The sequence below is a fragment of the Acetobacter pasteurianus genome, assembly GCF_009914215.2.
Classification (GTDB): domain Bacteria; phylum Pseudomonadota; class Alphaproteobacteria; order Acetobacterales; family Acetobacteraceae; genus Acetobacter; species Acetobacter pasteurianus.
This window is the reverse complement of the sequence record NZ_CP039846.2, coordinates 333,587-358,808: the sequence shown is the minus strand read 5'-3', so window position 1 is coordinate 358,808 and position 25,222 is coordinate 333,587. Positions and strand designations below refer to the sequence as shown.

At 56.5% G+C, this 25,222-nt stretch carries 26 protein-coding genes; 12 read left to right on the top strand and 14 right to left on the bottom strand.

The features are described from left to right. Positions 1–15: 15 nt before the first annotated feature. From ccmI to FCN51_RS15090, 7 genes are read right to left on the bottom strand one after another with little or no spacing between them, the layout of a single operon-like run. Positions 16–747 (bottom strand): c-type cytochrome biogenesis protein CcmI, encoded by a 732-nt coding sequence (ccmI, locus tag FCN51_RS15120; protein WP_003625194.1) that lies wholly within the window; start codon positions 745–747, stop codon positions 16–18. Next, the gene (locus FCN51_RS15115; protein WP_124295251.1) at positions 744–1,235 is read right to left on the bottom strand and encodes a cytochrome c-type biogenesis protein; all 492 of its coding nucleotides are present in this window, start codon (positions 1,233–1,235) and stop codon (positions 744–746) included. The genes ccmI and FCN51_RS15115 overlap by 4 nt, the downstream gene beginning before the upstream one ends. Next, complete coding sequence (locus FCN51_RS15110) at positions 1,232–1,813, bottom strand: DsbE family thiol:disulfide interchange protein (RefSeq protein WP_003625198.1); 582 nt, start codon at positions 1,811–1,813, stop codon at positions 1,232–1,234. The genes FCN51_RS15115 and FCN51_RS15110 overlap by 4 nt, the downstream gene beginning before the upstream one ends. Continuing rightward, a complete protein-coding gene (locus FCN51_RS15105; protein ID WP_124305863.1) occupies positions 1,810–3,795 on the bottom strand; it encodes a heme lyase CcmF/NrfE family subunit in 1,986 nt (661 codons plus the stop codon). The genes FCN51_RS15110 and FCN51_RS15105 overlap by 4 nt, the downstream gene beginning before the upstream one ends. Positions 3,796–3,832: 37 nt before the next feature. Continuing rightward, positions 3,833–4,363: a cytochrome c maturation protein CcmE gene (gene ccmE, locus FCN51_RS15100; RefSeq protein WP_012812758.1), complete on the bottom strand. Its 531-nt coding sequence runs from the start codon at positions 4,361–4,363 to the stop codon at positions 3,833–3,835. Continuing rightward, positions 4,360–4,521 (bottom strand): hypothetical protein, encoded by a 162-nt coding sequence (locus FCN51_RS15095; protein ID WP_003622625.1) that lies wholly within the window; start codon positions 4,519–4,521, stop codon positions 4,360–4,362. Before FCN51_RS15095 ends, ccmE begins: the two co-directional genes overlap by 4 nt. Next, complete coding sequence (locus FCN51_RS15090) at positions 4,518–5,291, bottom strand: heme ABC transporter permease (protein WP_003622628.1); 774 nt, start codon at positions 5,289–5,291, stop codon at positions 4,518–4,520. The genes FCN51_RS15095 and FCN51_RS15090 overlap by 4 nt, the downstream gene beginning before the upstream one ends. 170 nt (positions 5,292–5,461) lie before the next feature. Between FCN51_RS15090 and FCN51_RS15085 the strand changes: the two genes are divergently transcribed. Then, positions 5,462–5,755, top strand: a complete 294-nt coding sequence (locus FCN51_RS15085) for a YciI family protein (protein WP_003622630.1) — start codon at positions 5,462–5,464, stop codon at positions 5,753–5,755. Positions 5,756–5,757: 2 nt separating this feature from the next. Continuing rightward, entirely contained in the window at positions 5,758–6,177 is a 420-nt protein-coding gene (locus tag FCN51_RS15080) for an EVE domain-containing protein (protein WP_160256265.1), read from the top strand. Positions 6,178–6,285: 108 nt separating this feature from the next. Here the strand turns inward: FCN51_RS15080 and FCN51_RS15075 are convergent, their stop codons facing one another. Continuing rightward, on the bottom strand, positions 6,286–6,621 hold the full coding sequence (locus FCN51_RS15075) for a TIGR01244 family sulfur transferase (protein WP_003622634.1): 336 nt from the start codon (positions 6,619–6,621) through the stop codon (positions 6,286–6,288). Between the two features lie 116 nt (positions 6,622–6,737). Beyond that, positions 6,738–7,415, bottom strand: coding sequence for a hypothetical protein (locus FCN51_RS15070; protein ID WP_160256264.1), 678 nt, complete (start codon positions 7,413–7,415; stop codon positions 6,738–6,740). A 226-nt stretch (positions 7,416–7,641) separates the two neighbouring features. Here FCN51_RS15070 and FCN51_RS15065 point away from each other — a divergent pair, with 226 nt between their 5' ends. Then, positions 7,642–8,499, top strand: coding sequence for an EcsC family protein (locus FCN51_RS15065; RefSeq protein ID WP_003622639.1), 858 nt, complete (start codon positions 7,642–7,644; stop codon positions 8,497–8,499). Between the two features lie 69 nt (positions 8,500–8,568). Here the strand turns inward: FCN51_RS15065 and FCN51_RS15060 are convergent, their stop codons facing one another. Together FCN51_RS15060 and FCN51_RS15055 are read right to left on the bottom strand one after the other, a co-directional pair. Beyond that, entirely contained in the window at positions 8,569–8,745 is a 177-nt protein-coding gene (locus tag FCN51_RS15060) for a hypothetical protein (RefSeq protein WP_003622641.1), read from the bottom strand. 15 nt (positions 8,746–8,760) lie between these two features. Further along, the gene (locus tag FCN51_RS15055; RefSeq protein WP_160256263.1) at positions 8,761–9,735 is read right to left on the bottom strand and encodes a 2-hydroxyacid dehydrogenase; all 975 of its coding nucleotides are present in this window, start codon (positions 9,733–9,735) and stop codon (positions 8,761–8,763) included. 177 nt (positions 9,736–9,912) lie between these two features. Here FCN51_RS15055 and aat point away from each other — a divergent pair, with 177 nt between their 5' ends. From aat to FCN51_RS15035, 4 genes are all read left to right on the top strand, one after another. Then, positions 9,913–10,554, top strand: coding sequence for a leucyl/phenylalanyl-tRNA--protein transferase (gene aat / locus FCN51_RS15050; RefSeq protein WP_160256262.1), 642 nt, complete (start codon positions 9,913–9,915; stop codon positions 10,552–10,554). Positions 10,555–10,647: 93 nt separating this feature from the next. Then, on the top strand, positions 10,648–11,460 hold the full coding sequence (locus FCN51_RS15045) for a DUF4412 domain-containing protein (protein WP_201762588.1): 813 nt from the start codon (positions 10,648–10,650) through the stop codon (positions 11,458–11,460). Between the two features lies 1 nt (position 11,461). Further along, positions 11,462–12,085, top strand: a complete 624-nt coding sequence (locus FCN51_RS15040; RefSeq protein ID WP_160256261.1) for a hypothetical protein — start codon at positions 11,462–11,464, stop codon at positions 12,083–12,085. Between the two features lie 47 nt (positions 12,086–12,132). Further along, positions 12,133–12,684 carry a hypothetical protein gene (locus tag FCN51_RS15035; RefSeq protein ID WP_003622650.1) on the top strand — a complete coding sequence of 184 codons (552 nt, stop codon included), beginning with the start codon at positions 12,133–12,135 and terminating at the stop codon, positions 12,682–12,684. Positions 12,685–12,713: 29 nt separating this feature from the next. On the opposite strand, the gene FCN51_RS15030 is transcribed toward FCN51_RS15035, so the two are convergent. Then, positions 12,714–15,899, bottom strand: coding sequence for an AsmA-like C-terminal region-containing protein (locus FCN51_RS15030; protein WP_201762614.1), 3,186 nt, complete (start codon positions 15,897–15,899; stop codon positions 12,714–12,716). Between the two features lie 116 nt (positions 15,900–16,015). Here FCN51_RS15030 and FCN51_RS15025 point away from each other — a divergent pair, with 116 nt between their 5' ends. Further along, positions 16,016–19,093, top strand: a complete 3,078-nt coding sequence (locus tag FCN51_RS15025; RefSeq protein WP_201762587.1) for a bifunctional [glutamine synthetase] adenylyltransferase/[glutamine synthetase]-adenylyl-L-tyrosine phosphorylase — start codon at positions 16,016–16,018, stop codon at positions 19,091–19,093. An 80-nt stretch (positions 19,094–19,173) separates the two neighbouring features. Next, a complete protein-coding gene (bcp, locus tag FCN51_RS15020) occupies positions 19,174–19,662 on the top strand; it encodes a thioredoxin-dependent thiol peroxidase (RefSeq protein WP_003628233.1) in 489 nt (162 codons plus the stop codon). 38 nt (positions 19,663–19,700) lie between these two features. Here the strand turns inward: bcp and FCN51_RS15015 are convergent, their stop codons facing one another. Together FCN51_RS15015 and FCN51_RS15010 are read right to left on the bottom strand one after the other, a co-directional pair. Beyond that, entirely contained in the window at positions 19,701–20,102 is a 402-nt protein-coding gene (locus FCN51_RS15015; RefSeq protein WP_160256259.1) for a hypothetical protein, read from the bottom strand. Positions 20,103–20,302: 200 nt separating this feature from the next. Further along, positions 20,303–21,586 carry an MFS transporter gene (locus tag FCN51_RS15010; RefSeq protein ID WP_160256258.1) on the bottom strand — a complete coding sequence of 428 codons (1,284 nt, stop codon included), beginning with the start codon at positions 21,584–21,586 and terminating at the stop codon, positions 20,303–20,305. 236 nt (positions 21,587–21,822) lie between these two features. Between FCN51_RS15010 and FCN51_RS15005 the strand changes: the two genes are divergently transcribed. Genes FCN51_RS15005 through FCN51_RS14995 form a run of 3 tightly spaced genes read left to right on the top strand, consistent with a single transcriptional unit; the run spans position 21,823 to position 25,207 of the window. Continuing rightward, entirely contained in the window at positions 21,823–23,091 is a 1,269-nt protein-coding gene (locus FCN51_RS15005; protein WP_003622667.1) for a DNA recombination protein RmuC, read from the top strand. 3 nt (positions 23,092–23,094) lie between these two features. Beyond that, positions 23,095–23,826 (top strand): response regulator transcription factor, encoded by a 732-nt coding sequence (locus tag FCN51_RS15000; protein WP_003622669.1) that lies wholly within the window; start codon positions 23,095–23,097, stop codon positions 23,824–23,826. Then, on the top strand, positions 23,813–25,207 hold the full coding sequence (locus FCN51_RS14995; protein WP_003622671.1) for a sensor histidine kinase: 1,395 nt from the start codon (positions 23,813–23,815) through the stop codon (positions 25,205–25,207). The genes FCN51_RS15000 and FCN51_RS14995 overlap by 14 nt, the downstream gene beginning before the upstream one ends. The last annotated feature ends 15 nt before the right edge of the window (positions 25,208–25,222 follow it).

Sequence of the window (25,222 nt, the reverse complement as noted above, 5' to 3'; positions counted from 1 at the left end):
AATGGGAAACAGCGATCAGGGGTTATCCTGATCGTGCTCTCCCTGTGCAATGCGCGCCTGCACGGCACTGCGCCATGTTGCATCCTGCGGGGCGGCATCTAGCGCCTTGCGGAAAAGTGCTAGCGCTTGCGGCGTAACCTGATGATTGGTGCGCGTAATGGCTTCTGCTGTGCGGGCAGCCAGTTCGGCATCAAAACCCATATCTAAAGCGTGGTTCCACGCATCTGCAGCTTCAGCGTAATGCTCGCGGGAGGCCTCAACCTGCCCAAGTAGCAGATACCCTTGGCGTAAAGCAGGATCACCCGGCGGCAGTGTGGCCAATGTCTGCTTTAGCCGTGCCACTAGCATATCATTTTTTGTGTCCTGCATATGCTCAGCGGCAAGGCGTGGGCCAAGCGGCTGCGCAGGTAGGGAAGGCACGCCGTTTGTCAGATACAGCCCTACTGCCAGCACGGGGGCAAGCCCAAGGCCAATCCAGCCCACCGTAGCAGCGCGGGAATTATCGGCGGAGGATGGTGCCTTATCAGCTGCCAGAATACGGCGCTGAATTTCCAACCGCGCAATTTCATGTTCGGCCGGGGCTATCAGCCCGATTGTGAGGTCACGATCCACCTCAGCCAACTGGGCTTCGTGCAGGGCAAGAGCGGCGCTGCGTTCATCCCGCACGGTGCGCGTGCGTTTCCATAAAGTGGCGCAGGCAGGGGCCAGAGCCAGCAGGCTGAGCAGGGCAATGGAAAGCCAGATCATGGGGCGTTATCCTTATCCTTTGTCAGCTGGGCCAGCCGGGTTTTTTCTTCTTCTGTCAGCGGAGGCGGAGAGGGCGGGGCAGCCGCGCGACGGCGGTAAAAGATAAAGGCCGAAGCAAGCCCCAGCAGCAGCGCCAGAACGGGCATACACCACAACAACAAGGTGCTGAATGAGAATGCTGGTTTCAGGCGGATGAAGTTGCCATAGCGGTTTACCATCCAGTCCATGATCTGCTGGTTGTTTTCACCCTTGGCAACGTGTTCACGCACCACGCGGCGCAGGTCTCGCGCCAAGCCAGCACTGCTGTCCTCAATAGATTCATTTTGGCAGACAAGGCAGCGCAGTTGTGAGCCAATGGCCTCGGCCCGTGCTTCATCCTTGGGGTTGGGCAGCATTTCCATGGGGTCATCCACCGCCAGCACCAGCGCAGGTGCGGCAATGAGGGAGAACCCAACGCAGGAGGCTGCCAGAAAACGGCGCATGTTCATGGCGTTTTCAACTTTTCAACCAAAGGCAGGAGTGTCTGGTTCAGAATATCGTCCGTAAGCGGGGCCGCGGTGTGCCAGCGGATAACGCCACCGGGGCCGATCAGGAAGGTTTCCGGCACGCCAGAAATCCCCCATTCAATCCCCACGCGGCCTTCATGGTCGCTCCCAAGGCGGGAGAACGGGTTGCCGGAATGCTTGAGAAAGTTTTCCGCGTTTTCTGGCCTGTCCTTGTAGGCAATGCCCCACATGGTCAGTTTGTCTTTCAGCGTCATCAGGGTTGGCATTTCCGCAAGGCAGGGAATGCACCATGATGCAAAAAAGTTCACCAGCACAGGCTGCGTCAGGTTGCGTAAATCCTGCGTGTTAAAACCCTGCATGGGGGGCTGATCTGGCAGCGTGAAATCCGGCACCGGGCGGTTCAGCACTGGTGCGTTGATATCATGCGGGTTGAAGGAGCCATGCTCCATGCCGGAAAGCATTTTCCAAAACGCAACGCCAACAACGCCAGCTCCCGCCAATGGCAAAGCCATAAGCAGGCGACGGCGGGATGCATTGGGGGGTGTTTCTGAATTGCTCATGATGCTGCACTCATTTCGGCAGAAGATTTGGCACGCTGCGGCGCACCCACACGCACACGACGGTCAGATAGCGAAAGCGCGCCACCAAACGCCATAACCAGCGCCCCCAGCCACATCCACGGGGCCAGCGGGTTGTAATGCAGGCGCAGCACGTAGGTGGGGTTATTATCCGGCCCGTGTTTGTCACCCAGAACACCGTATAGATCTGCCAGCAGGTTGGTATGGATGGCAACATCCGTTGTGGTCTGGTTTTGCGTATTAAAGCTGCGTTTGGAAGGGTGCATAACCGTTACAAGGTGCCCGTTACGCCGCACTTCCAACGTGCCCATCATGGCGGTGTAGTTTGGCCCCGGTTCCTGCTTTACGTTTGTCAGCGTCCAGTCATAGCCAGCCAGATGTTCTGTGGTGCCAATAGGCACTTCCACAATTTTATGCTGGGCCTGAGACATAGCGGAAAGCCCAAGCACCGTAATGCCCACGCCAATATGCGCAATGGCCGTGCCAATAATGGCGCGTGGCAACATGCGCGCACGCTGCACACTTGTGGCAAATGGCGCACGGAACAGGCGCACACGTTCCACAACATCCGTAATGGTGGATGCAATAATCCAGATAGCCGCTGCTGCGCACAGAATGGGCAGAACGCCAGAAAGGCGGAAGGCCGCAATGGCGCAGGCAATGGCGGTGATAACAGCCGCTACCCACAGCTTTTGCAAAATGGGCCAAAGCTGCGCGCGCTTCCATGGCAGCATGGGGCCAAAGCCCATGAAGATGAACAGCGGCAGCGCCAGCGGAATGGTGGTGGCATCAAAAAACGGTTTGCCCACAGAAATGGTGCGGTCAAACAGCAGGGACATAAACGGCGGATACATTGTGCCCGTGAGCACCACGGCGCAGAGCGAACACAGCAGGATATTGTTCAGCACCAATGCCCCCTCGCGCGAGACCGGGGCAAACAGTCCGCCGGAAGTGAGGGATGGGGCACGATAGGCAAATAGCGCCAAAGAACCGCCAATCACCACAGCCAGCAGGCCCAGAATAAACACGCCACGTGCGGGGTCATTCGCAAAGGCATGCACGGAATTCAGGATGCCTGAACGCACAAGGAAGGTGCCGGAAAGCGAGAATGAAAACGTGCCAATAGCCAGCAGCACGGTCCAGATTTTAAGGGCTTCACGCTTTTCCACCACAATGGCGGAGTGAATAAGGGCGGTGCCTGTCAGCCACGGAATGAGCGAGGCATTTTCCACCGGGTCCCAAAACCAGTAACCGCCCCAGCCCAGCACGTAATAAGACCACCAGGACCCCATGGCGATCCCGCAGGTAAGGAAGCACCAGGCGGCCACGGCCCAAGGGCGCACCCAGCGGCCCCATGCGGCATCTACCCGGCCTTCCAGCAGGGCGGCAATGGCAAACGCAAACGGCACGGCAAAGCCCACATAACCTGTGTAGAGAATAGGCGGATGAAAAGCCAAGCCGGGGTCTTGCAGCAGGGGGTTCATGCCCTGCCCGTCCATGGGGGCAGGCCAGATGCGGGCGAATGGGTCAGACGTGGTCAGGCAGAACAGCTCAAACCCGGTAGCCACCAGCCCCAGCACGCCAATAACGCGGGCGCGCAAAGCGGAAGGCAGGTTACGCCCAAAAGCCGCAACAGCCGCGCCGCACAGGCCCAGAATAAGCGCCCATAAAAGAATGGAGCCTTCGTGGTTTCCCCATACGCCGGTAATCTTATACAGCAGCGGTTTGGAAACCGCGCTGTTGGCCGCAATGTTCTGGACAGAAAAATCATCTGTAACGGCAGCGTAAACCAGGCAAAGGAAAGAGGTTAGCAGCGCAATAAGCTGACCAATGGCAAGGCCGGGGGCCAGTGCCATCAGCCGCACATCGCGGCGGCGTGCACCCATAAGGGGGAGAATACCTTGTATGGCAGCAAGCACGCAGGCCAGCGCAAGGGCGTAGTGTCCGAGTTCGGGGCTCAGCATGTCAGGGGGTAGGCTCCCGCTTTTTCAGGTCTGTATATTAGTTGGTGGCAGGCTGGGTGGCGGTGTTTTTGCGGGCATCCTGCACCGTCATTTTGTTCCAGCTATCCGCACTGGGGGGCGGGCCAAATCGTGGGTCCCACTTCCCGGCCTTTTTCAGGGCCTCGGCCACTTCCTTGGGCATGTAGGTTTCATCATGCTTGGCCAGCACTTCGGTGGCGGCAAAATCATGCGAGGGTTGAACCGTGCCAATGGCCACAACGCTTTGGCCTTCACGGAACAGGTCTGGCAAAATGCCTTCGTAATGCACGGTTACTGCGGCTTGGCCATCGGTGACGTTAAACGTGGCAACAGGTGTTTCACCCCTGCGTTCACGGTGGACAGAACCGGCCACCACCATGCCGCCCAGCTTGACGGTTCTATCCTTGGGCGGAGGGGAGGCCATAACCTGCGAAGGCGTGACAAAAAACACGATATCGGAAGAAAAAGCCCGCAGGATCAAAGCTGCGGCGGTGCCAAGGCACGCCACGCAGGCAATGACAAGCCAGAGGCGACGGGTTTTGCGGGTCATGATTGTGGAGCGGCTCCTGCCTTGCGGGGGGCTTTTTGTTCAAGGGTGGCCAGCCGGATGCGGTCGCGCTTCAGGCGCAGGGCAGCGCCAACGGAAAACACAAGCGCCATAATGGCAAACAGGCCGTAGCTGGCGGCAATATAAGGCAGATGGGTCATGCAGCGTTGCCTCTGCGGCGGGGGGAGGACAGCAGGGCGCGAATACGGCTTTCCATTACGGCGGCGCGGGTGCGGGCCACAACAATGGCAGCAAAGCCAAGCCCCATGCCCAAGGCAGACAAGGCCAGAGGCCACAGCATGGAAGAAGACATGGTGGGCGCACCCGTAAGGGTAATGCTGTCTGGCTGGTGCAGAGTGTTCCACCATTGCACACTAAACTTGATAATGGGCAGATCTACCGCACCTGCAAGGGCCAGAATGGCGGCGGCTTTATAGCCACGCTGCGGATCATCAAATGCGCGAATAAGCGCAATATGCCCCAGATACAGGAAAAACAGCACCAGAACGGAGGTCAGCCGTGCATCCCACACCCACCATGTGCCCCACATGGGTTTGCCCCAAAGGGACCCCGTAGCAAGGCAAAGTGCGGTGATGGAAGCGCCCACAGGGCCAATTTCCACCGCTGCCAAGTCAGCCAAGGGGTGCCGCCATACAAGTGAGAGCAGGCCACATATGGCCAAACCAGCATATCCGGCAGAAGCCAGCATGGCCGCAGGCACATGCACATACATAATGCGCACGGAATCGCCCTGCTGCCAGTCTGCGGGGGAGAAAAACAGCCCCCAGCCCAGCCCCGTAAGGGTAAGGAGTATGGCAGGCCATGTAAGCCACGGCTGAAGGCGTGCCCCCAGCTTAAGAAACTGGCCGGGATTGGCATACCGATGGAAAAAATTGCCGGTACGCGCGACAAAGGTCGGAGAGGCGCTCAAAAGTCAGTCCGTTCCATCTGTATCTGGTTCAATCCTGTGGTCTTCCTCTTTCACTGCCATGCGGAAGTGGGAAAAGGACTACCTGTGTCCCCTTTTACAACATTCCGTGCCTCTTGACACGATGCAGTTGTTCATGGGCGTCTTGCCCACACAACACAACGGAGGAAATTATGCTGTTTGCCATTACCTGTACGGATCGCCCCGGCGCGCTGGAACTGCGCAAGGCCACACGTGCGCAGCATCTGGCATTTTTGGAAGCCCATAAAGACGGTATCCTGTTTGCAGGCCCGCAGTTGGATGCCAACGGCAACCCCTGTGGCAGCCTTGTTCTGCTGGAAGCACCAGACCGCGCTACGGCAGAAGGTTTTGCGGCGGCAGACCCGTATGCAAAGGTAAACCTGTTTGAAAGCGTGATTATTCGCCCGTTGCGGACCGTGTTCCGTGATGGCCAGATGGCTGAATAATCATGGCCTACTGGCTGGTGAAAAGTGAGCCTGATGCCTTTAGCTGGGATGAGCAGGTGGCCAATGGCGTGGAGCCATGGACAGGCGTGCGCAACCATCAGGCTAAAAAGAATCTGGCGGCCATGAAGGCGGGAGATCGCGCTTTTTTCTACCATTCCAACGTGCAGCGCGCCATTGTTGGCGTGGTGGAAGTGGTGCGTGAAGGCTACCCGGACCCAACGGCAGAAACCGATAAATGGGTATGTGTGGATGTAAAAGCCATAGCCCCTATGCCCATACCGGTAACACTGGCGCAGATTAAGGCGGAACCTACGCTGGAAGATCTGGCTTTGGTGCGGCAGTCCCGCTTGTCTGTCTGCCCCGTATCGGCAGAGCACTGGCAGATTTTGTGTGACATGGGCGGATGGCAGGAACCAGCCTGAAACGTAGCCCATGTTCACGATATTTTGTAGTAATGGGCATAACGCACCTAAACAAAAAAGGCCGCTCCATAAAGGGCGGCCTTTTTTGCAAGCAGTGCAGAGCAGGAATTAGCTCTGTGTTGCCAGTGTCCATGCCTGAGCAGAGCGGTTGCCAGAACGGCAATAAGCAAAAATCGGCCCCGGCAGGGTGTTGATGGCTTCCTGCGTTTCAATCACGGCATCGGAAGAAGGCGTGAGCGGTGCAGAAACCGGAATGGCAATAAAGGAAAGGCCAGCCTTGCGTGCGGCTTCACCAATGGTTTCAGCAGAAGGTTGACCAGCTTCTTCGCCATCCGGGCGGTTGCAGATAATGGTTTTGAACCCTGCATCCCGAATGAGCGGAATATCTTCCACCGTAATCTGGGGGGAAACTGCAAAATCGGGAGAAACAGAATGATACTGCATGGGACTATATATCCTGAAAGCTAAGCTAAAAAGAACTGCCGCAGAATGCGGCTTTTGGGCCTGAATGCAAGATCAAAGCAGCCAGACCCAAAAGCATAGGCACCGGGGTATCTGTTTTAGCGGTGAATGAAGTACATATCGGAATACAGGTTTTTCAGCGCAGCATGGTCTGCCAGGCAGTGGCGCACCAGCACGGCGCGCAGGCTGATAGCGGCCTGCTGCACGGCTGGGTCTGTGCTATCTGGGTGCAGGGCTGGGTAATGCTGCATGCAGGATTTAAGCGTGGGGTTGTTCATATCCACGCCAGAGCGGATCTTTTCTTTCAGCTCGTTATAGTAATCGGAAACTTCTTTATCAGAATCCCACAGCGGCACGGAGGTATCCACCTTACCGTTGTGCATGAAGTAAGCCACCGTGAAAAAGCCTGTTTCAGGCGCAGCCGTGCCGGATTGAACTGTCATGCGGCAAGCGCGTTGTGAATATGGCGGAAAGCTTACATCCGGCATGGCGGAAGAAGCTTGCACCTGTATGGCTGGCGCAGGCGTGTTAGGGTTGGGAGAGGCATCTTCAACATCTGCCCCACCGACTTCATGTGCCTTTTCCCATGCTTTTGCCACAAGAACGTGGAAACGGTCAGACTGGCACAAATCAGGTGCAGTGCGTGCTTCAGCCAGCCGGGTTTCATATGTCTGTTCCTGCGGGGTGGCGCAGGCTGCAGTTGCCACAACAGCCGCCAGCGGTGCCAGCCGCAGAAAGCGCCGTACAGAACGCTGGATGGGTGAAGGATCGGTCATATCAGGATACTCCGCAATAAGGTGTGCGCCTGGGTGGAGAACGGTATTTCTGCTTTGGAGTGTCTAAGGGCTTTATGCAAGCCTTACAACGGCGCGGGCCGCGTATGCAGGGCGGATAAGGTGCTGGGTGCTGTTTTTCGTGCCCTGTGCCTGTTATGATTACAACGGAATAGAGAAAAATAAGGCGCCAGAGTGCGTCGCTGCTTCGTTCGCAAACGGGCGTGGCATGCAGCAGGCAGGAGAGGCACGGATGAGCACACAAAAAACAGCAGGGAATGCCCTGGCCCCCATGCTTTTGGATGGGCACGAACTGGCAGAACTGGAACAGGCGCTGGCCGATGTGGAATCTGGCCGGGGCGTTCTGGTGCGTCTGGCAGACCTTATGGGCGGTGCCGTTGGGCATGCCGCCCGTTTGGGCCTGCGCGGTTTGGGCATGGCCCCCAATATGGAAGAAAAAATGCGCGGGCTGGCAGAAACCGCCATTGCGCGCGCGTTTGATGTGGCCATTGTGGGTATGAAAGGCCCTGCCGATAGCCAGATGGCAGAAGCCCGTTGGCGTGGCCCAGCCTTGCAGGCTGCGGTGGCTGTTTCTGGCGCAGTGGGTGGTTTTAGTGGTTTGGCTGGTTTAGCCCCGGATATTGGTTTTACAACGCTGACAATCATGCGTGAAATTGCACGCGTTGCGCGGGAGGAAGGGGAAGATTTGTCAGACCCGGATGCCCGCCGTGCCTGTCTGGAAGTGTTTGCGCTTAAAGCCTTCCCCAACAACAGAAGCGGGGAAGAAAGCGAGTTGGGTTATTTCTCGGCCCGCGCTGTGCTGCGTGGCCGCCCGGTTGTGATGCTGATTGCTGAAGTAGCCTCTCATTACGGGTTGGCGCTGGGGCAGAAAATTTCCCTTCAGCTTATGCCTGTGGCAGGTGCACTGTGTGGGGCCTCTTTGAACACGGCGTTCTTCAACCATTACCGTGCACTTGCCCGTGCGCATTTCACCATTCGCCGGCTGGAGCGGGAACATGGGCCGGTTGTGCGTGATACTGCCATGTCCATGCGTGAAGATCTGGCCGAACGTGGAGCAGAAGCCTAAGCCATTTTCAGCTCAGGCTAGAAAGATTGCAAAAAGGCCAGCACCTTTACGGGCTGGCTTTTTTGCTGGTCAGGCAGGTTTTTTCTGCACCTTGCGGGGCGGTTCGCCCTCTAAAAACGTGGTGAGAATGGCAAACCCAAGCAGGGTGATGCCAATAACCTTGGCCGCCAGATGGTAATGCGGTGCCCAAAAGGTTACGGCAAAGCACACCGCAATACCAATCAGGCAAGACAGGCGCATGTTCATGGCAAAAGCGGCTCCTTACGGCGTAACGGGAGAAGGCATGGGCAAGCCTTTTGCCAAAGCCTCTACATTGTCTAGCGCCAGCATGCACATAGCGGTGCGCGTTTCTATGGTGGCGCTGCCTGCGTGCGGTGTCATGAAGATATTGGGCAGGGCTGTCAGCCGTGGGTTGGGGTTTGGTTCCTGCCGGTAAACATCAAGCCCGGCCCCAAACAGATGGCCAGATTCCAAGGCCTCTATCAGCGCATCTTCATCCACCAAGGAGCCGCGCGCCGCATTTACAAACACACTGCCCTTGGGCAGCAGGGAGAATGTCTGGCTGTTCATGAGAGGCGGCGCGGAAGGTGAGCCCGGCATGTGCAGGGTGAGCACATCGCAATGGGGCAGCATGTCTTCCAGCTTTTCAAAATAGGTGGCGCCAGCTTCTTCTGCTGCAGAAAGGCGGCTGCGGTTGTGGTAGAGAATGGTCATGTCAAAGCCGCGTGCGCGCTTTGCCACAGCCTGCCCAATGCGGCCCATGCCTACAATGCCCAGACGCTTGCCGGTAACACGGTGGCCCAACATGCCGCCCATACCAAGGCCATGATGCCAGCCGTTTTTCATGAGCGTATAATATTCGGCAGCCCTACGGCAGGCGGCCAGAATCAGCATCATGCTTAAATCGGCATTACAGTCTGTCAGCACATTTGGGGTGTTGGAAACTGCAATGCCGCGTTCATGCAGGGCGGGAAGATCCAGATGGTCCAGCCCAACGCTTACGGTAGATACCAGTTTTACGCAGTCTGGCAGCGCTTCCACATCCTTGCCTTTAAGGGGGGCGTTGTTGGTAAGCACAACAGCAAAAGGCTGAAATTCCTTGGCAAGTTCCAGAAGTGCCGGTGTTTTCAGGCTTCTTTCTGGCGGGGGCGGGGCTGTAAATTCTGCTTTAATACGATCTTCCGCAGCATCTAACAGGCGGATGGAGCGGATAAGGCGAGGTGCGTCTGTGCTCACAGGCAACTCCGTAGGCTGGTGAGTCGGTGGTTGTCTGGCGCAAGTTTGTGCCCAATGCGGGGTGGCATCAAGCGGGGGCAGACAACATATGGGCTATGACACTCCATAACGGCATGCAAAGCCAGAGGTTGCCTTGGTGTGCAGGATGATGGGTTGCAGGAAGGGAACACGCAGCAGATGACACAGGAACTTACCCCCCAGATCATGCTGGGTGCATACGCGGCGGGGCTGTTCCCTATGGCATCTGATGCAACAGATACCACCCTACGATGGTATGACCCGGACCCGCGCGGCATTCTGCCGCTGGATGGTTTTCATCTCCCGCGCCGCTTGCGCCGTACCGTGCTGTCCGGCCAGTTTGAGGTGTGTGTGGATCGGGATTTTCCTGCCGTTATGCGCGCTTGCGCCGCCCCCGCACCGGGGCGAGAAACCACTTGGATAAATAGCGAGATCTACCGTCTGTTCTGCGCCCTGCATGACATGGGCTTCAGCCACAGTGTGGAATGTTGGCAGAACGGTGAACTTGTGGGGGGCCTGTACGGCGTAGCCCTTGGCGGCGCGTTTTTTGGAGAAAGCATGTTCAGCCGCACAACAGATGCCTCCAAGGTGGCTTTGGTGCATTTGGTGGCACGCTTGCGCTTGTGCGGGTTTATTGTGCTGGACACACAATTTGGCACCGAACACCTTGCCCGCTTTGGAGGTGAGGAAATACCGGCAGCCGAATATAAAGCCATGCTGGAAAAGGCCGTAAGCATGCAGCCGCGCTGGCAGCAGAATATTCCGGCTGACGTGCTGGAAGCAGAAATCCGAAACATGTAAGTAACTGCCATATTCCGGCCCGTGGCATGCCCTAGGGTTGCAGCATGTTGGTTGCGCCCAAGGTAAATAGCCAAGCGTGGGCCTGTAATTTGAATGACTGGAATGGATGATATCATGAGCACACGCCTGTATGGTCGTATGCGTTTTTTTTGCCTTATGGGTGTTCTGGGGGCGGCTGTGCCTGTTGTGGGCACGGTGTTTTCCGGGCAGGCACAGGCACAGGTTGCGCTGGACCATCCGCGTTTAACGCCAGCGCGTGATGCCATTATTGATTACAGCTTTCAGCCCCAGCCCACAGCGCAGGATTTGCAAAACGGCGCCAAGCCGGACACCCCCGTGCCAACGCGCCATGTGCAGGTGATGTTCTCTGGCGATGGCGGGCTTATGCGCATCAACTACATGACCAGCATGGAAGGTGATGAAAGCCGCGGGGCCGTGATTATCAATCGTGCCTCGCAGGAAGTGCTGGTGCTTTTGAATGATCGGCACATATACACCCGCCTTGTGCAGCAGGAAGGTATTCGCAACCCGTTTCTGCTTGATCTGTCCATGCAGTTTACGCGCAAAGGCAGCGATGTTGTGGCCGGGCAGCCATGCACCGTTTGGGCTGCGCAATCTGCCCAAGGGCAGGCCACGGCCTGCGTAACAGATGATGGCTTTATTCTTTCCCAAACCGGTATTGATGTGGATGGGCTGAACGGCCGTATCCGCGCCATGAAGGTATCTTACGAGCCTGTGCCAGATAGTGTGTTTCAGCCACCTGCAGGTTTTCAGGAAGTTAACCCGCATAGTGGGAACAAGAATAGCGGAGGTTCGGCAGGTGCCGCACCAGCACAGCCTGCGGCGCCTTCTGGCGTAGGGCCGATGATATCTACCCCCACTAATGGCACGGAAGGAACCCCGTAAGATGGTTACAAAACGCTTGCTTGCAGGTGTGGGGTTTGTGCTGATGGCGGCTTCCGGCACTGTGGCCCACGCCCAGATACAGCCCCAAACACCAGAACCAACACAGATAAGCCCAGCCGATGCACCAGTAGTGACGCCATCGGTTGATGCAGATGTGTTGTATGAATTGAACTCAGCCCAAGGCGATGCGCATACCCAGCAGCGTATGCGCTGGCAGGTCAGCTCCCTGCGCCAGCGGCTGGACCCGCAGAATTCTGATGTGTTCATGATTACATCATGGACAGATCACACTCTTACGGTGGTGGATACCGCACGCAAGCGCGCCAGTGTAATGCCCGTACCCGGCCCACAGCAGATTACCCCCCCAGGGCAGCCCGCAGCGGCTGGCACCTATGCACGATTGGGGAATTCCGTTGTGGCGGGTGAACAGTGCACATTATGGCGCACAACGGATGCCGATGGGCACCCAACAGATGCATGCTATACGCCAGACGGCCTGCTTTTGCAGGTTGCACAGCAGGGGCAGGTAACGGTGCGCGCGCTGAGTGTAAGCCGAGCCACCCAGCCAGATAGCGTGTTTGCCATTCCGTCCGGGCTGAAGCGGGAAGCCCCTGCGCACCCATAAGGTTTGATGTTTCGGGCGGCAGAAAACGGAAAAAAGAGAACGTCGCCATGAAAATCCGCCCCAGCATTGCACTTTTTTATCTGTTTTTAGCTGGGGTGAGCCTGCCTGTGTTTGCGCAGGCGGATGATGGAAGTTCCGGCACAGTTTCCGTATGTTTGCGCGCAGATATTGCGCAACCCCCACAAGCCATGCAGGTGGTGGCATCTGGCACTGTGTTTACAGCACAAACCAAAGCCGGTGGCCGCAAGGGCGGGGAAGAAAATGAGGCGCTGGTTACCACCGAAACCGTAACCCTCACCCATATGCAACCGTGTATGGATGCAGATGCCTCCTCCGTTATCTCACACACGCGGCACTGGCTGGTTTCCCCCGTGCAGCCGCAGTCTGGCGTGGTGTTTCATGCTGTGGGAGAAGTTAGCGGCAATGGTCTGGACACCGCGTTTGATGATGAAGGCACATCTTTTCGCGATATCGTGCGGGCAGGGGGCATTACCGCCACAGTGCACAACCCGCTAACAGATGCCGTATCCTTGATGGAAGGGGCGGCGGATCTTCCCCCCAATGCGGATGGAGAAGACCCTGCTATTGATGATAAATAACGCAGCCTTCTAAAGGGGCTGCCACCGGGTTAAAAAATCCGGCGCAGCGCCCCGGGCAGGAAGATGGAATAGGGGTTCACGTGCAGGGAAGGGTTGTTCATCTGACCAGCCACGCCAAACGTTACGGCAACAAGCCCGCCATCTTTTTCCGGGCTGAACATCCAGCCAATACCCGGCAGCTTTCCGGGCAGTTTGTTAATGGCAAAAATAGGCACCACAGTGCCGTGTAAATCTATGCTGTTTTTATCCAGATTTACATCGCCTTCAAGCGTTGCGCCCAGCGCATTGTTGCCGGTTCTGCCATCATGAATATTCAGCACGCCATCTTTGAATGTTACGGGTAGCACAAGGTGTGTCACCATAAATTCTGATGTCTTGTGTGCAGCCAGCCAACCGTAAAACGAGATATTTCGCGCCATACGCAAGGCCGTTGGGGCTTTTTTGAGCACAAATGGCGTAACGGTTATGCGGCCATTAAACGGGGCGGAGGCCTCCGTATCATCAAAAGATCCGCTGAGAACGGCATGGCCACCTTCAATATCTGGCAGAATGTTGAAGTCAGACAAAAATGCGCCCATGTCTGGAATGGAAACGCGCAGGTCTCGCCCCGCACCTTTGGGCGTAAGTGTCATGCTGACGGGGGTTGGTCCGTGCATGGCAAAGTACATTTTTTCCAGCCGCTGACCGTTATCCTCAAAATAGGCTTTTACAGCTTTTAAGGAGGGTTTATCAGGGTTGTAGCGCAGTGTGTTGGCTGTCAGATCAATCGCCCAAGCCGTTCCCGGCGGGCCGTGTAGCTTGCCTGTTGCAGCTTCTGGCACATGGTAGCCAGTGCTGGCGGGCTGCGCGGGTTTGGGGGCCGATGGATCACCCGTCACCAAGGGGGAAAGATCCAGCATGTCTGCATATACGCCAACGTGAATAACCGAACCTGACACACCTTTTTGCGGCAGTTCTAGCATGGCGTGGCCGGTGGAATTGGCAACGCGGAAGGATGATATAATCAGTTGGGGCGCATGGTTGGGGCGCAGGCGGGCCTTGCCGCGTACATCCAGATCCGGCCCTGTGGCCAGAATACGATCCACCGCAACAATCTGCCCATTCTTTAGCCCCAGCGTGGCATTGGCCTGCGCTGCCCGCCCCGGTGCCTTGTGCCAGAGCGGAATACGGATTTGGGAGTTCTTGAGGTTGAGGTTGATATCCACCAACCCGTGGTGATCTCCATACTGGCGGTAATCCACCACGGCATCAGCCGAACCACCAAAGTGGTCTCCCGTTGCAAAACCGGCGGCTGTTGCGGTTTGCGGCGTGATGCGGGATGTCAGATGCGCCTGTTCCAATAGCCCGGTAGGCGGTACGTGCCGGAAATCTGTTGAATAGGAGATATTGGAGGGCAAGCCACCCAATACGCCATGCCCGGCAAGGGAGAGCCCATCTGCTGTAGCATCCAGCTTGATATCAGCACGCCGTACACCACGCCCCGCCACCACATTATCAAGCGATGCCTGTGTAATATCGGCATGACCCTTAATTTCCATGTCATCAATACTGACATCGTCTTTCAAGGGCAGGCTGAGCATGAGCTGAAGTTTGGCGCGCCCACGTGGGTTGCGAATATCCAGCGGGTGGCGGGAAAGCAGATGCAGGCGCGGTTCGGCCAGAAGAGCCATAACATCCTGCAACTTGCCATCCAGCTGCGTGTTGATAATGCCGGTCTGGTCTTTTTTGGTCAGGCCCACAATGTCCATGCTGCCGGGGCCTGCGGCAATGCGGCCCGTGCCATTCTGGCCCACATTTTTGCCAGCACGGTCAACAAGCTGATAGCCGTGGTCAAACTTGATGCTCAGCTTGTCCAGCCCATCCACATCCATATGGGCATCCATACCCCGAAGCGGAGAAATGGGCCGCAGCCAGTGGATGGTCAGCCCCTTGGCATCCAGCCCGCCAGCAATGTTGCTTACATCCACACCATTCCAGCCCGTTTTGCTGGAGAGGGAAACAACGGTGTGCAGGTTGTAGGCCACACCATCTGTAATATTCTTGGTTACCCACTTTTTGCCGCCCTTGGCGGCCTTGTCTGGCCAGTAATAAATCAGATCAGGAAAGTACACTTGCGGAATATCGGCAATAACCTGCCCGGAAACGGTGGTGGGGTTTATCAGATCCGTGGCATCTACTTGCCCGGATACGGCCAGATTAAGCCCTCTGGATTCATCTTCCGGAAGGTCTGGATTGCGCAGGTTTGCGGTAATGTTGTGGACAATAATATGCGCGGGTGTGCTGCCATCCTTAAGATGGTCCAGCCGCAGGGTAATATTGGCAGAACCACCGTTTAAAAAGTAACGCGCCCCGGCGGCGGTTACCTTGCCGCTTTGTGCATCTGCATGCAGGTCCATCGCCCCTGGCATCAGCCAATCCGAACCCGGCGCAGGCAGGAAATTAACATCAGACGTGACCGCTATAGGCGTTCTAATGTGTTGCAGATCATGCGAGATATGGGAAAAGCTGGAAGGCTTAACGGCATTGGTTTCCAGATGCCACGTAATGCCCTTGCCATCTGAATCTGGCAGGCTGTTGGCTTTTACCTCTATGTGGCAATCAGGGTTTTCTTCCCCCGTTACGGCAAATTGCACGGCACCTGTCAGGCCCTTTTTGCCTTGGGCTGAGGCCATGTGCAGCGTGGCATCCAGCGGAGAAGCCACCCAATGCGTGCCAGTCAACTGGTCATTCATGCGCACAATGGCGTGGGAGATAACGGCACGGTCCAGACCGGCGGCATCTACACTTCCGCTATCACGTGCTCCCGCAGAAGGCGGGGTATCAAAATCAAACCCCACAGCCCCGTTTTTGCCACGGCGGAGGGCAAGATTTACGCCTTCTAATTCCACAGCGCGCAGGGCAATGCCGCCGTGCACCAAGGCCAGTGTATCTAGCGTAACGTGGGCCTCGTGCACGGTATCAACAACTGTGCGGTCCGGCCCTTTAACAGCAATATCTTGCAGAACAAGCATGAGCGGAGATGTGAAGCCATCGCGCACACCGTTCCATTCCAGATAAGCGCGGCTAAGCCCCAATGTGGCGACAGGAGGCTGCTTTTTGCCGCCAGAAATAACGGTAACCGGTAAAAAAGGGCGCACCAGCGGCGTAACATTTATTGGCCCCAGCGCCATGCGCGCAAACAGCAAGGCTGTGCCCACAAGCGGCAGCCCAACCATGGCATAGGCACCATAGACCAGAAATCGCCGGGTTTTTGTGCGCCGTGGGCGCGTGGTGTCTTGACCGTTGGAAGTCAACGCAGCAAGCCTTTATTGTTCACAGCACGGGCCAGATCATGACGCAGGCAGACCATTCCCTTTTTCGAGACGTAAGGCAACCTAGAGGGCATGGTTCCCGCATGTGGCCAGATGCAGACTGGCCCGCCCCGGCTGATAAACGTGCGGCTGAACTGTTTACGCAGGATATGCTGGCCCTGGCGCAGGAAGCGGGTGTTGCAGAATCTGTCATGATACAGCCCGGCGCGCGGGAGCTGCTGGCCTGCCTTGGGGGCAACAGCCCGTATCTGGCTGATCTGGCGCGTGAAGATGTTCTGGCCTTTGCGGCCCTGCTGGAACAGGGGCCGGATATTTGTGTGCAGGATGCGTTTGCAACATGCGCGGAGTTTGACACAACATCGGGGCGAGAGTGTGTCGCGGCTTTTTTGCGGCATACAAAAAAACGCATAGCTTTTATTTGTGCTGTGGCGGATCTGGGCGGCTTCTGGTCTTTGGAAGAAGTCACGCATGCTCTCAGCCGTTTGGCTGATACCGCGCTGGATCTGGCTGTCAGGCATTTGCTGTGGTGTGCCTTTCAGGCAGGGCAGCTGGCTTTGCCAAACCCGGAACAGCCTGCGCAGGGCTGCGGCTTTGTAATTCTGGCCATGGGCAAGCTGGGCGCGCGGGAGCTGAATTTTTCATCCGATATAGACCTGATGGTGCTGTATGATCCCACAGCGTACCCTCAGTCGGACACAGTGCGGCGTGTGTTCGTGCGTATGACTAGCGATCTTGTGAGCCTGATGGAAGCACGAGATGCCAATGGATACGTTTTTCGCACAGATTTAAGATTACGGCCCGATCCATCCTCCACCCCTCCGGCGGTTACGGTGCAGGCGGCCACCCTGTATTATGAAAGCCTCGGCCAAACGTGGGAACGCGCGGCCATGACAAAAGCGCGCCCTGTGGCGGGGGATCTCACACTGGGGCGGCGTTTTCTGGCAGCCATTCGTCCCTTCATCTGGCGCAGACACTTGGATTTTGCGCTGATTGATGACCTGCATGACATGAAGGCCCGGATTGACCGTTACCGTAAGGCAGGCCGAACAGACTTAAGCACTCTGCCAGATGCCGTGCTGGCAGATCCTTCCGCTAGCATAGAATGGCTGCTGGGCCATAACCTCAAGCTGGGGCAGGGTGGTATTCGTGAAATTGAATTTATCGCGCAGGCCATGCAGCTTGTCTGGGGTGGGCGCGAGCCCGCGTTGCGGGATAAAACCACCTTTGGTGCGCTCAAAAAACTTGTGGGTTCAGGCCGCCTGCCGCGGGAAGAAGCCGAGGTGCTGGCCCGTACCTATCGCTTTTTGCGCGATGCAGAGCACCGCTTGCAAATGCGGGCAGACCACCAAACCCACAGCCTGCCAGATACGCGGGAAGGGTTTGAGGCTTTTGCCATCTTCATGAACTATCCAGATGCCGAAGTTCTGGCGCTGGATATGTTGCCCCGTATGCGTGAGGCACGGCGTATTTTTGAACGCCATTTTGTGCTGCATTCCGCCCAGCCGGAAGAAGTGGAAGGCAGTGTTCTGGTGCCCGGCCCGGAAGATGGGCAAACGGCAGAACTGTTGCAAAAGCACGGTTTCCCGCCCGAACAGGTGGAGGAAGCCACACAGGTTCTTACCCGTTGGCGTGGTAACGGCTTGCGGGCGCTGCGGTCTGAGCGTGCACATGCGTTGTTGCGTGTGTTGTTGCCGACATTGCTGGCCAGTTTTGGCGCACGCAGCAATCCTCTGGCCTGTTTGCGCCGGTTTGATGCCTTGCTGGCGCGGCAGCACGCTGGGGTGCAGCTTCTTTCTCTGTTTGAACGCAATCCGGCATTGGTGGACCGTATTGCCAATATCTTTGATGCCTCGGTTTTTCTGGCAGATTATCTGGCAGACAAGCCTTCTGCGCTGGAAGGGCTTTTAGAATCCGAACCAGAGGAAGGGCGTACGGTAGTGGCGCGCCTTCAGCATCTGGCAGAGGAGATGGCGGATATTGAAGAACTGGTCACAGCTTTACGCCCGCTTTTGCGTGGTGAAGAATTTCGCCTCTCCGTTGCCTTGCTGGAAGGCCGCATGACGGAAAACGAGGCCGAAAAGCAGCGCACGGTGCTGGCAGATACCATTATCACCATTGTTAAACACGCGGTGGAGGTCGAGCACACGCGCCGCTACGGGCATGTTCCGGGTGGGGGGATGGCCATTGTAGCACTTGGCAAAGCCGGTTCGCGCGAGATGATGCCGCGCTCAGACCTTGATTTGCTGATGGTGTTTGATCACCCCGAAGATGTGCAGGCCAGCGAGGTACCGCAGGCGGAGGCAAAAGCAGAGCGTCCACTGTTTTCCGCTCCACGGTCTGTTGGGGTGGCGCAGTATTATACACGGTTGGCCCATGCCTTTATTGCCGCGCTTACTGCACCGGGGCCGGAAGGGCCATTATATGCGGTGGATATGCGGTTGCGTCCCTCCGGCGCAGCGGGGCCGGTTGCTGTCTCGCGCCCCGCTTTTTTGCGTTACCACACAGAATCCGCATGGACATGGGAGTGCATGGCGCTCACGCGTGCCCGTATTATAGCTGCTCCAGCAGAATTGAAGCATGTGTTGCGGAAGGATCTGGATACCATTCTGGATGGCCGTTTGCGGGCCGAGCCAGCATCTCGTGCAACGTTGCTGAAAGATGCCTGCGCCATGCGTGCGCGTTTGGCGCGAGATCTGCCAGCATCTTCTGTGTGGGATGTAAAACGGCGGCTGGGCGGGCTGATTGATGTGGAATTTATTGCCCAGATTTATCAGCTGATTGGCGCAAATAGTGCCGTGCGGGATGTCAGCACCCGTTTGGCTCTGGGGCGGCTGGAAAAGGTAGGGCTACTGAGTGCTGAAGATGCTCAGTTTTTAAAGCAGGCCGAGTTGTTCTGGCGTCAGCTTCAGGCTGTGTTGCGGCTGCTGTGTGGGGCAACGCCGCCTGTTGATCTGGAGCGTGATCTGGCTCCTGCATCATTAAACGTGCTGCTGAAAGCCATGAAGCTGGAGACGCTGCCGGATCTGATTGAAAAGGCGAACATTCTGGCGCGTGATGTGCACGCAGTTTTTGCCCGGCTGGTTGGCCCGGTGGAATAAGCCGCGCACGGCGCCGGAACAGCTCGCTGACCCTGCACGTTCACTCTGGCGTAAGAGATTTTAAAAGAAGGAAACCAAGCATGACGGAAAAACACACGCTTGAAGTAGGAGATGCTGCTCCAGCGTTTGATATGGAAGCAAGCGGCGGCCGTAAGGTGGCGTTGGCAGATTTTAAGGGCAAACCGTTTGTTCTGTATTTCTACCCCAAGGCAGATACACCCGGATGCACAAAGGAAGCCTGCGGATTTAACGAGGCCCTGAAAGATTTTGACAAGGCAGGCCTGACCGTTATTGGCGTTTCGCGCGATCCGGTAAAAAAGCTGGACGCCTTTGCTGCCAAATATGATCTAACATTTCCCTTGGCATCAGATGAATCCGGGAGTGTGACAGAGGCCTACGGTGTGTGGGTAGAAAAAACCAATTACGGCCGCCAGTATATGGGTATCGAGCGCACAACGTTCCTGATCGGGGCGGATGGTAAAATTGCGCATATCTGGCCCAAGGTGAAAGTGCCGGGCCATGTTGAAGCCGTGCTGGAAGCTGCCCGCGCCTTAGCGGGCAGCGCCTGATTTTTGTTTTCAGGCCTCAGCTTTGTTCGGCTGGCTGATTACCATGCCTGATAATATCCGCGCGGGCCGTAATAGCCGTAACCCGGCCCGGGCATAACCGGCACAGCGGGAACTACGTAAGCTGTTGGTGGTGGCGGAGGGGGCGGCGGTGCGTAAGCCACTGGTGGGCCGCCAGCCATTGTGGCGCCTGCCAAAGCCCCTACGGCCAGACCGCCAATAAGGGCACCGGCAATGGCACCACCACCGGGGCCACGATGATGATAATAGCCGCCTCTTGGTCCGCCCCAGCCGGGGCCTCCCGGTCCGCCACGTGGGCCACCAGCCCAACCGGGGCCGCCCATCATATGTGGTCCGGGTTGCGCCTGCGCCGCGGGCACGCTTGCCAAGCCAAGGCCCGTAATAACGGGCAGGGCCATCAGAAGTTTGGTTATCTGGCGCATGAAATGAGCCTCCTTGAAACAGGATTACACCTGCGTTCTTTGTCTCATCTCAAATAATGGCGCGTCTTATGGCAAATTAAAGGCGTATCCGCGGCGTTATTTTGTATGCTTATTTTATGAAACATCTGGCCTCGTACTTAAAAGGCCGTAACTGGCATGCTGCCTTATGCGCGAAAGGCAACATGCCGTGCACTGAATATTCAGGAACGTGCAGGAGCGGCAGTCGGTGCACTAATGCGGTCTGCCTGTTTCAGGCGTAAAACCGTAAACAGGGTAACTGCCGCACAGATGGAAACATAACCGGCAAACCAGTTTTCATGCCCTATCTGTTTGCACCACAGGGCAATATATTCGGTTGTGCCGCCAAAAATGGAAACCGTGAGTGCATAAGGCAGGGCTACACCCAAAGCACGAATACGAGTGGGAAACAGCTCAGCCTTCACAATGGCGTTAATGGATGTGTAGCCCGATGCAATAAATAGCGCCGTAACAATCAGACCAAATGCCACCCATGGGGATGAAGCAGTAGCAAGTACATGCAGTAGCGGAATGGTGCCAAATGTTGCGCCAAAGCCAAAAAACAGCAGCAGCGGCTTGCGACCAATTTTATCAGAAATGGCCCCAAAAACAGGCTGCATGGCGGCAAATACCACCAGACTGGCGGTGGAAATAAGAGTTGCCGTTTCCTTGGGAAAGCCCAGCGTGTTGGCCAGATATTTCTGCATGTAAATGGTGTAGGTATAAAACGCCACGGTGCCACCAAGCGTCAGGCCACATACCGTTAATACAGCCCGCCAATGGTGCAGAAGAACGCGAATACCGCCTTTTTCTTCTTCCGTATGTGCGTTTTTAAAGCTGTCGCTTTCTGACATCTGGCGGCGCAGCCAGAACACCAGCACAGCGCCCAAAGCCCCCATCAGAAACGGCACACGCCAGCCCCAGCTTGCAATCTGTTGTGGGGTTAGCAGCACGTATTGCATGAGCAGCAGCAGAACAAGCGCTAAAAGCTGGCCCATAACCAGTGTGACATACAAAAAGCCAGACCAGAATCCACGATGTTCCGGTGTGGCTACTTCGGCCAGATAGGTGGCGGATGCCCCGTATTCTCCCCCAAGGCTCAGGCCTTGCAGCAGGCGGGCAATCAGCAGTAGCAGCGGGGCGGCAAGGCCGATCTGGTCATATGTTGGGCATACGGCAATGGCCAAAGACCCCAAACACATGGTGAGCACAGAAATGGTAAGCGCGCTGCGGCGGCCATACCGATCTGCCGCCATACCCAAAAGCCACCCGCCCACAGGGCGCATGAAAAATCCTACAGCAAATACTGCGGCTGCATTTAACAGCTCAACCGTAGGGTTGCCGTGCGGGAAAAAGGCATGGGCAAAGTAAATGGTGAAAGAGGAATAAACATACCAATCAAAATATTCCAGCAGGTTACCTGCGGAACCTGCCACAATGCCGCGAATGCGCTGTGCCGTGTTCACTCTTATTGTTCTCCTGTCTGGAAAAGGCACGGTGTTATTTGATTCCGCTGCCTGAATGACATGTTTTTAATAGCTTGCCACGCAGTGCATGTTCTGCACGCAAGGCAGGCGAAGGGGCAGGTCATACCACTGCCTGTGGTCGATTGTCATTACGGTGCCGCGATAAAGCTGTTCTGGCGGGCAATCTATGCGTTTGTAGTGCTTGCTCTTGCTGCGGACATAAGACAAAACGGGGCATGAGTTCCATAATTGTTCTTTTGAGTATTGCTGTGTGCGCCCTGTTGTTGGGGGCGGGCCTTACCATTTTGCTACGCCCTAAATCTGGTGGCACGGATGCAGATTTGCTGGCACGGCTGTATGTTCTGGTCGAGCGAGAGGCCGCAACTGCGCGTTCCGATATTGCTGCCCAGCGTAACAGCATGGTGGAAATGGAACGCGCCATGGGTGGGCGCATTGAACGCATGCGCACAGAGCTGGCAGAACAGCTTGGCGCACTAGCCGGAGGGCTGGGGCGAGAACAGGCCGAAGCCCGTGCCGCACAGGCCGAAGCCCTGCGCAATCTGGCAGATACATCAGCCCAGCAGCTTGCCTCTATCCGCCGTGCCGTGACGGAACAGTTGCATGAAGCGGTAGAGCAGCAGATGCAAACATCGTTTCAGCGTGTGCTGGAGCAGTTTTCTGCCATGCAAAAGGCTATGGGTGAGGTAAGGGCCATGACAGGCCAGATAGGAGACCTCAAACGCCTGTTCAGTAACGTCAAAACCCGTGGCGGCTGGGGGGAAGCCCAGTTGCGCGCCATTCTGGATGATGTGCTGCCGCCCGGCACGTATGAAAGCAATGTGCGGATTGGCAACGGGAATGACGTGGTGGAATTTGCCATTCGCATGCCGGTTAAATCCAGCACGCCGCCCTTGCTGCCGGTAGACAGTAAATTCCCCACCGAAGCCTATGAACGGTTGTTAAATGCTGCGGATGAAGGGGATACAGCGGGAGAAAAGGCAGCCCGCAAATCTCTGGAAAACACCATGCGGCTAGAGGCGCGCAAAATTTCCAGCAAATATATTCACCCGCCTAAAACGGTGGAGTTTGCGGTACTGTATCTGCCCACAGATGGGTTATATACAGAAGTGGCACGTATGCCGGGGCTGATTGATGATCTGGGGCGGCAGTTTCGGGTTATGGTTATGGGGCCTGCTCTTATGCCCGCCATGTTGCGCACAATCCATTTGGGGTACGTTACACTGGCATTGGAAGAGCGGACAGAAACCATTGCGCGCCTGCTGGGGGCCACGCGGCAGGAAATGATCAAGATGGATGGCGTGCTGGATAAACTGGCGCGGAATGCGCAGGCCATGTCTTTTTCTATCGAGGAAGCCCGCAGGCGCACACGTTCGGTGAGCCGCAAGTTGCGCGAACTGGATGAACCGGAAGACAATGCCAGCGGAACAGAAGAGTCTGAAATTGAATTTACTGGCGTTGATTCAAATGGGACGGCATCAGTTTAACAGATGAATGGAACAGCGGATATGTCTAAGGAAGATACCGATTTTTTCTCACCCAATGGGAAAACGGTGCTTCTGGTAGAAGATGACGGCACCATAGCCGAAGAAATTGCAGCTGAACTGACAGCCCGCGGTTTTAAGGTGCTGCACGAAGCCACGGGTAATGCCGGGCTGGAAGCCGCCTTGCGGTTAGAAGCAGACATAATGGTGGTAGACCGCCTTTTGCCCGGTCTGGATGGTTTGAGCGTTATAGAAACCATGCGGCAGCAGGGCATACGCATGCCTGTTCTGGTGCTTTCTGCCCTTTCTGCGGTGGATGATAGGGTAACCGGCCTTAAGGCTGGGGGAGATGATTACCTCACCAAACCCTTCGCCATAGAAGAACTGGTGGCCCGTATAGAAGCCCTGTTGCGCAGGCCGGATGATACCCGCAGCACCAAGCTGCATCTGGGCCCGATTGATATGGACCTGATAGAACGCCGCGTCTGGCGGGATGGGCGGGAAATCGAGCTGCTACCGCGTGAATTCCGTTTGCTTGAATACCTTATGCGCAGGCCGGGGCAGGTGCTCACACGTTCCATGTTGCTGGAGGATGTGTGGCAGTATCGGTTTATTCCGCGCACCAATCTGGTGGATGTGCATATCGGCAAGCTGCGGCGGAAAATTGATGGGCCGGGAGAAGAACCGTTGATCGAGAGTATTCGCGGAACGGGATTCCGGCTGCGTGTTCCTGACTGAACTTTTTCGTACAGCTACCTTCCGCATCACCCTTATGGCGCTGGCCGCCATGGCGGGGGTGATGGTCATGCAGTTTGGTCTGGTTTACGCGCAGCTTGAGGCTGTGGAATCTCGTCGTTCCACTGAATTGCTGAAAGGCGAGGCCGAACTGCTGGCCCAGATGTCTCCCGAGCATCTGGAATACGTTATCCGCCGGCGCGCCACGGATGATCTACGGCTCATCATCAACAGTGCTGGGCTGTTTGATTCCGGGCATGCCCTTATTGCAGGGGATTTGCGTACATGGCCCAAGGGCCTGAAGGCAGATGGCAAACCCCATAATGTAGAAATCTACCCCGAAGAAGGGGATTCGTACCCCTTGCGCGTGCTGGCAGAAAAGCTGCCAGATGGCACCATTCTGGTGTTGGGGCGCAGCTTTCATCTGCTTTCCGAGCAAAAGCTCATGCTGCGCCACACCATGCTGGTGGCGGCCATACCCACCTTTGTGTTTGCGTTGTTTCTGGGCATCGTGCTTAGCCACCGCGCGCTTTCCCGCGTGAAGGAAATGCACGAAGCCATAGACCGCATTATGGCCGGTGATATCCATGAACGCCTGCCTGCCGCCAAGGAGCGGGATGATCTGGAACGCCTGGCAGGCAGTGTAAACCGCATGCTGGACCGGCTGGAACGGCTGATGGACGATATGCGGGAGGTGGGCAATGATATTGCGCATGATTTGCGCACCCCGCTTTCACGCATGCGGGCCAGATTGGAGCGGGCTCTTTCTGCCGGTGCGGCCGATCCAGCAGCACTGGAGGCCGCAGTAGGGCGCGCTGTAGATGATCTGGACCAGTGTCTGGGAATTATCACCGCGTTGCTGCGCATTGCAGAAATAGAAAATAGCCGCAGAAAAGCAGGCTTTGGGCAGGTTCTTTTAGCCGATCTGGTGGCAGACGTATTTGATTTGTATGAACCCATAGCTGAAATGGAAGATAAAGTGCTGGTTGCAAAGGAGGGCGAGGCCCCTTGCTTTGTATGGGGGGACCGGCACTTGTTGATCGAGCTTTTGGCTAATCTGGTTGATAACGCCATCAAATTCACACCAGAAGGTGGCCGCATTACTCTGGGGTCGCAACGGATCAACGGTGCGGCGTCTCTTTTTGTTACGGATACTGGCGTAGGCATTGCACCGGCTGAAAGAGAAGCCGTGCTTTCACGCTTTTACCGGTCAGACAAAAGCCGCCATGTACCGGGTAGCGGGCTGGGGCTTAGCCTTGTGTGCGCCATTGCGCATCTGCACGAAGCCCATGTCACCATTGAAACAGGGGCAGAAGGAATAGGCACCTGTTTCAGAATTACCTTTCCATCCGCTTTTTTACAAAAGGTTGAAGATTGCACGTAATGATGTTGGCGGGCC

Coding starts and splice junctions, on each gene's coding strand:
- ccmI (WP_003625194.1), bottom strand. CDS start 747: ATGATCTGGCTTTCCATTGCCCTGCTCAGCCTGCTGGCTCTGGCCCCT.
- FCN51_RS15115 (WP_124295251.1), bottom strand. CDS start 1,235: ATGAACATGCGCCGTTTTCTGGCAGCCTCCTGCGTTGGGTTCTCCCTC.
- FCN51_RS15110 (WP_003625198.1), bottom strand. CDS start 1,813: ATGAGCAATTCAGAAACACCCCCCAATGCATCCCGCCGTCGCCTGCTT.
- FCN51_RS15105 (WP_124305863.1), bottom strand. CDS start 3,795: ATGCTGAGCCCCGAACTCGGACACTACGCCCTTGCGCTGGCCTGCGTG.
- ccmE (WP_012812758.1), bottom strand. CDS start 4,363: ATGACCCGCAAAACCCGTCGCCTCTGGCTTGTCATTGCCTGCGTGGCG.
- FCN51_RS15095 (WP_003622625.1), bottom strand. CDS start 4,521: ATGACCCATCTGCCTTATATTGCCGCCAGCTACGGCCTGTTTGCCATT.
- FCN51_RS15085 (WP_003622630.1), top strand. CDS start 5,462: ATGCTGTTTGCCATTACCTGTACGGATCGCCCCGGCGCGCTGGAACTG.
- FCN51_RS15080 (WP_160256265.1), top strand. CDS start 5,758: ATGGCCTACTGGCTGGTGAAAAGTGAGCCTGATGCCTTTAGCTGGGAT.
- FCN51_RS15075 (WP_003622634.1), bottom strand. CDS start 6,621: ATGCAGTATCATTCTGTTTCTCCCGATTTTGCAGTTTCCCCCCAGATT.
- FCN51_RS15070 (WP_160256264.1), bottom strand. CDS start 7,415: ATGACCGATCCTTCACCCATCCAGCGTTCTGTACGGCGCTTTCTGCGG.
- FCN51_RS15065 (WP_003622639.1), top strand. CDS start 7,642: ATGCAGCAGGCAGGAGAGGCACGGATGAGCACACAAAAAACAGCAGGG.
- FCN51_RS15060 (WP_003622641.1), bottom strand. CDS start 8,745: ATGAACATGCGCCTGTCTTGCCTGATTGGTATTGCGGTGTGCTTTGCC.
- aat (WP_160256262.1), top strand. CDS start 9,913: ATGACACAGGAACTTACCCCCCAGATCATGCTGGGTGCATACGCGGCG.
- FCN51_RS15045 (WP_201762588.1), top strand. CDS start 10,648: ATGACTGGAATGGATGATATCATGAGCACACGCCTGTATGGTCGTATG.
- FCN51_RS15040 (WP_160256261.1), top strand. CDS start 11,462: ATGGTTACAAAACGCTTGCTTGCAGGTGTGGGGTTTGTGCTGATGGCG.
- FCN51_RS15035 (WP_003622650.1), top strand. CDS start 12,133: ATGAAAATCCGCCCCAGCATTGCACTTTTTTATCTGTTTTTAGCTGGG.
- FCN51_RS15030 (WP_201762614.1), bottom strand. CDS start 15,899: ATGGTTGGGCTGCCGCTTGTGGGCACAGCCTTGCTGTTTGCGCGCATG.
- FCN51_RS15025 (WP_201762587.1), top strand. CDS start 16,016: ATGACGCAGGCAGACCATTCCCTTTTTCGAGACGTAAGGCAACCTAGA.
- bcp (WP_003628233.1), top strand. CDS start 19,174: ATGACGGAAAAACACACGCTTGAAGTAGGAGATGCTGCTCCAGCGTTT.
- FCN51_RS15015 (WP_160256259.1), bottom strand. CDS start 20,102: ATGCGCCAGATAACCAAACTTCTGATGGCCCTGCCCGTTATTACGGGC.
- FCN51_RS15005 (WP_003622667.1), top strand. CDS start 21,823: ATGAGTTCCATAATTGTTCTTTTGAGTATTGCTGTGTGCGCCCTGTTG.
- FCN51_RS15000 (WP_003622669.1), top strand. CDS start 23,095: ATGAATGGAACAGCGGATATGTCTAAGGAAGATACCGATTTTTTCTCA.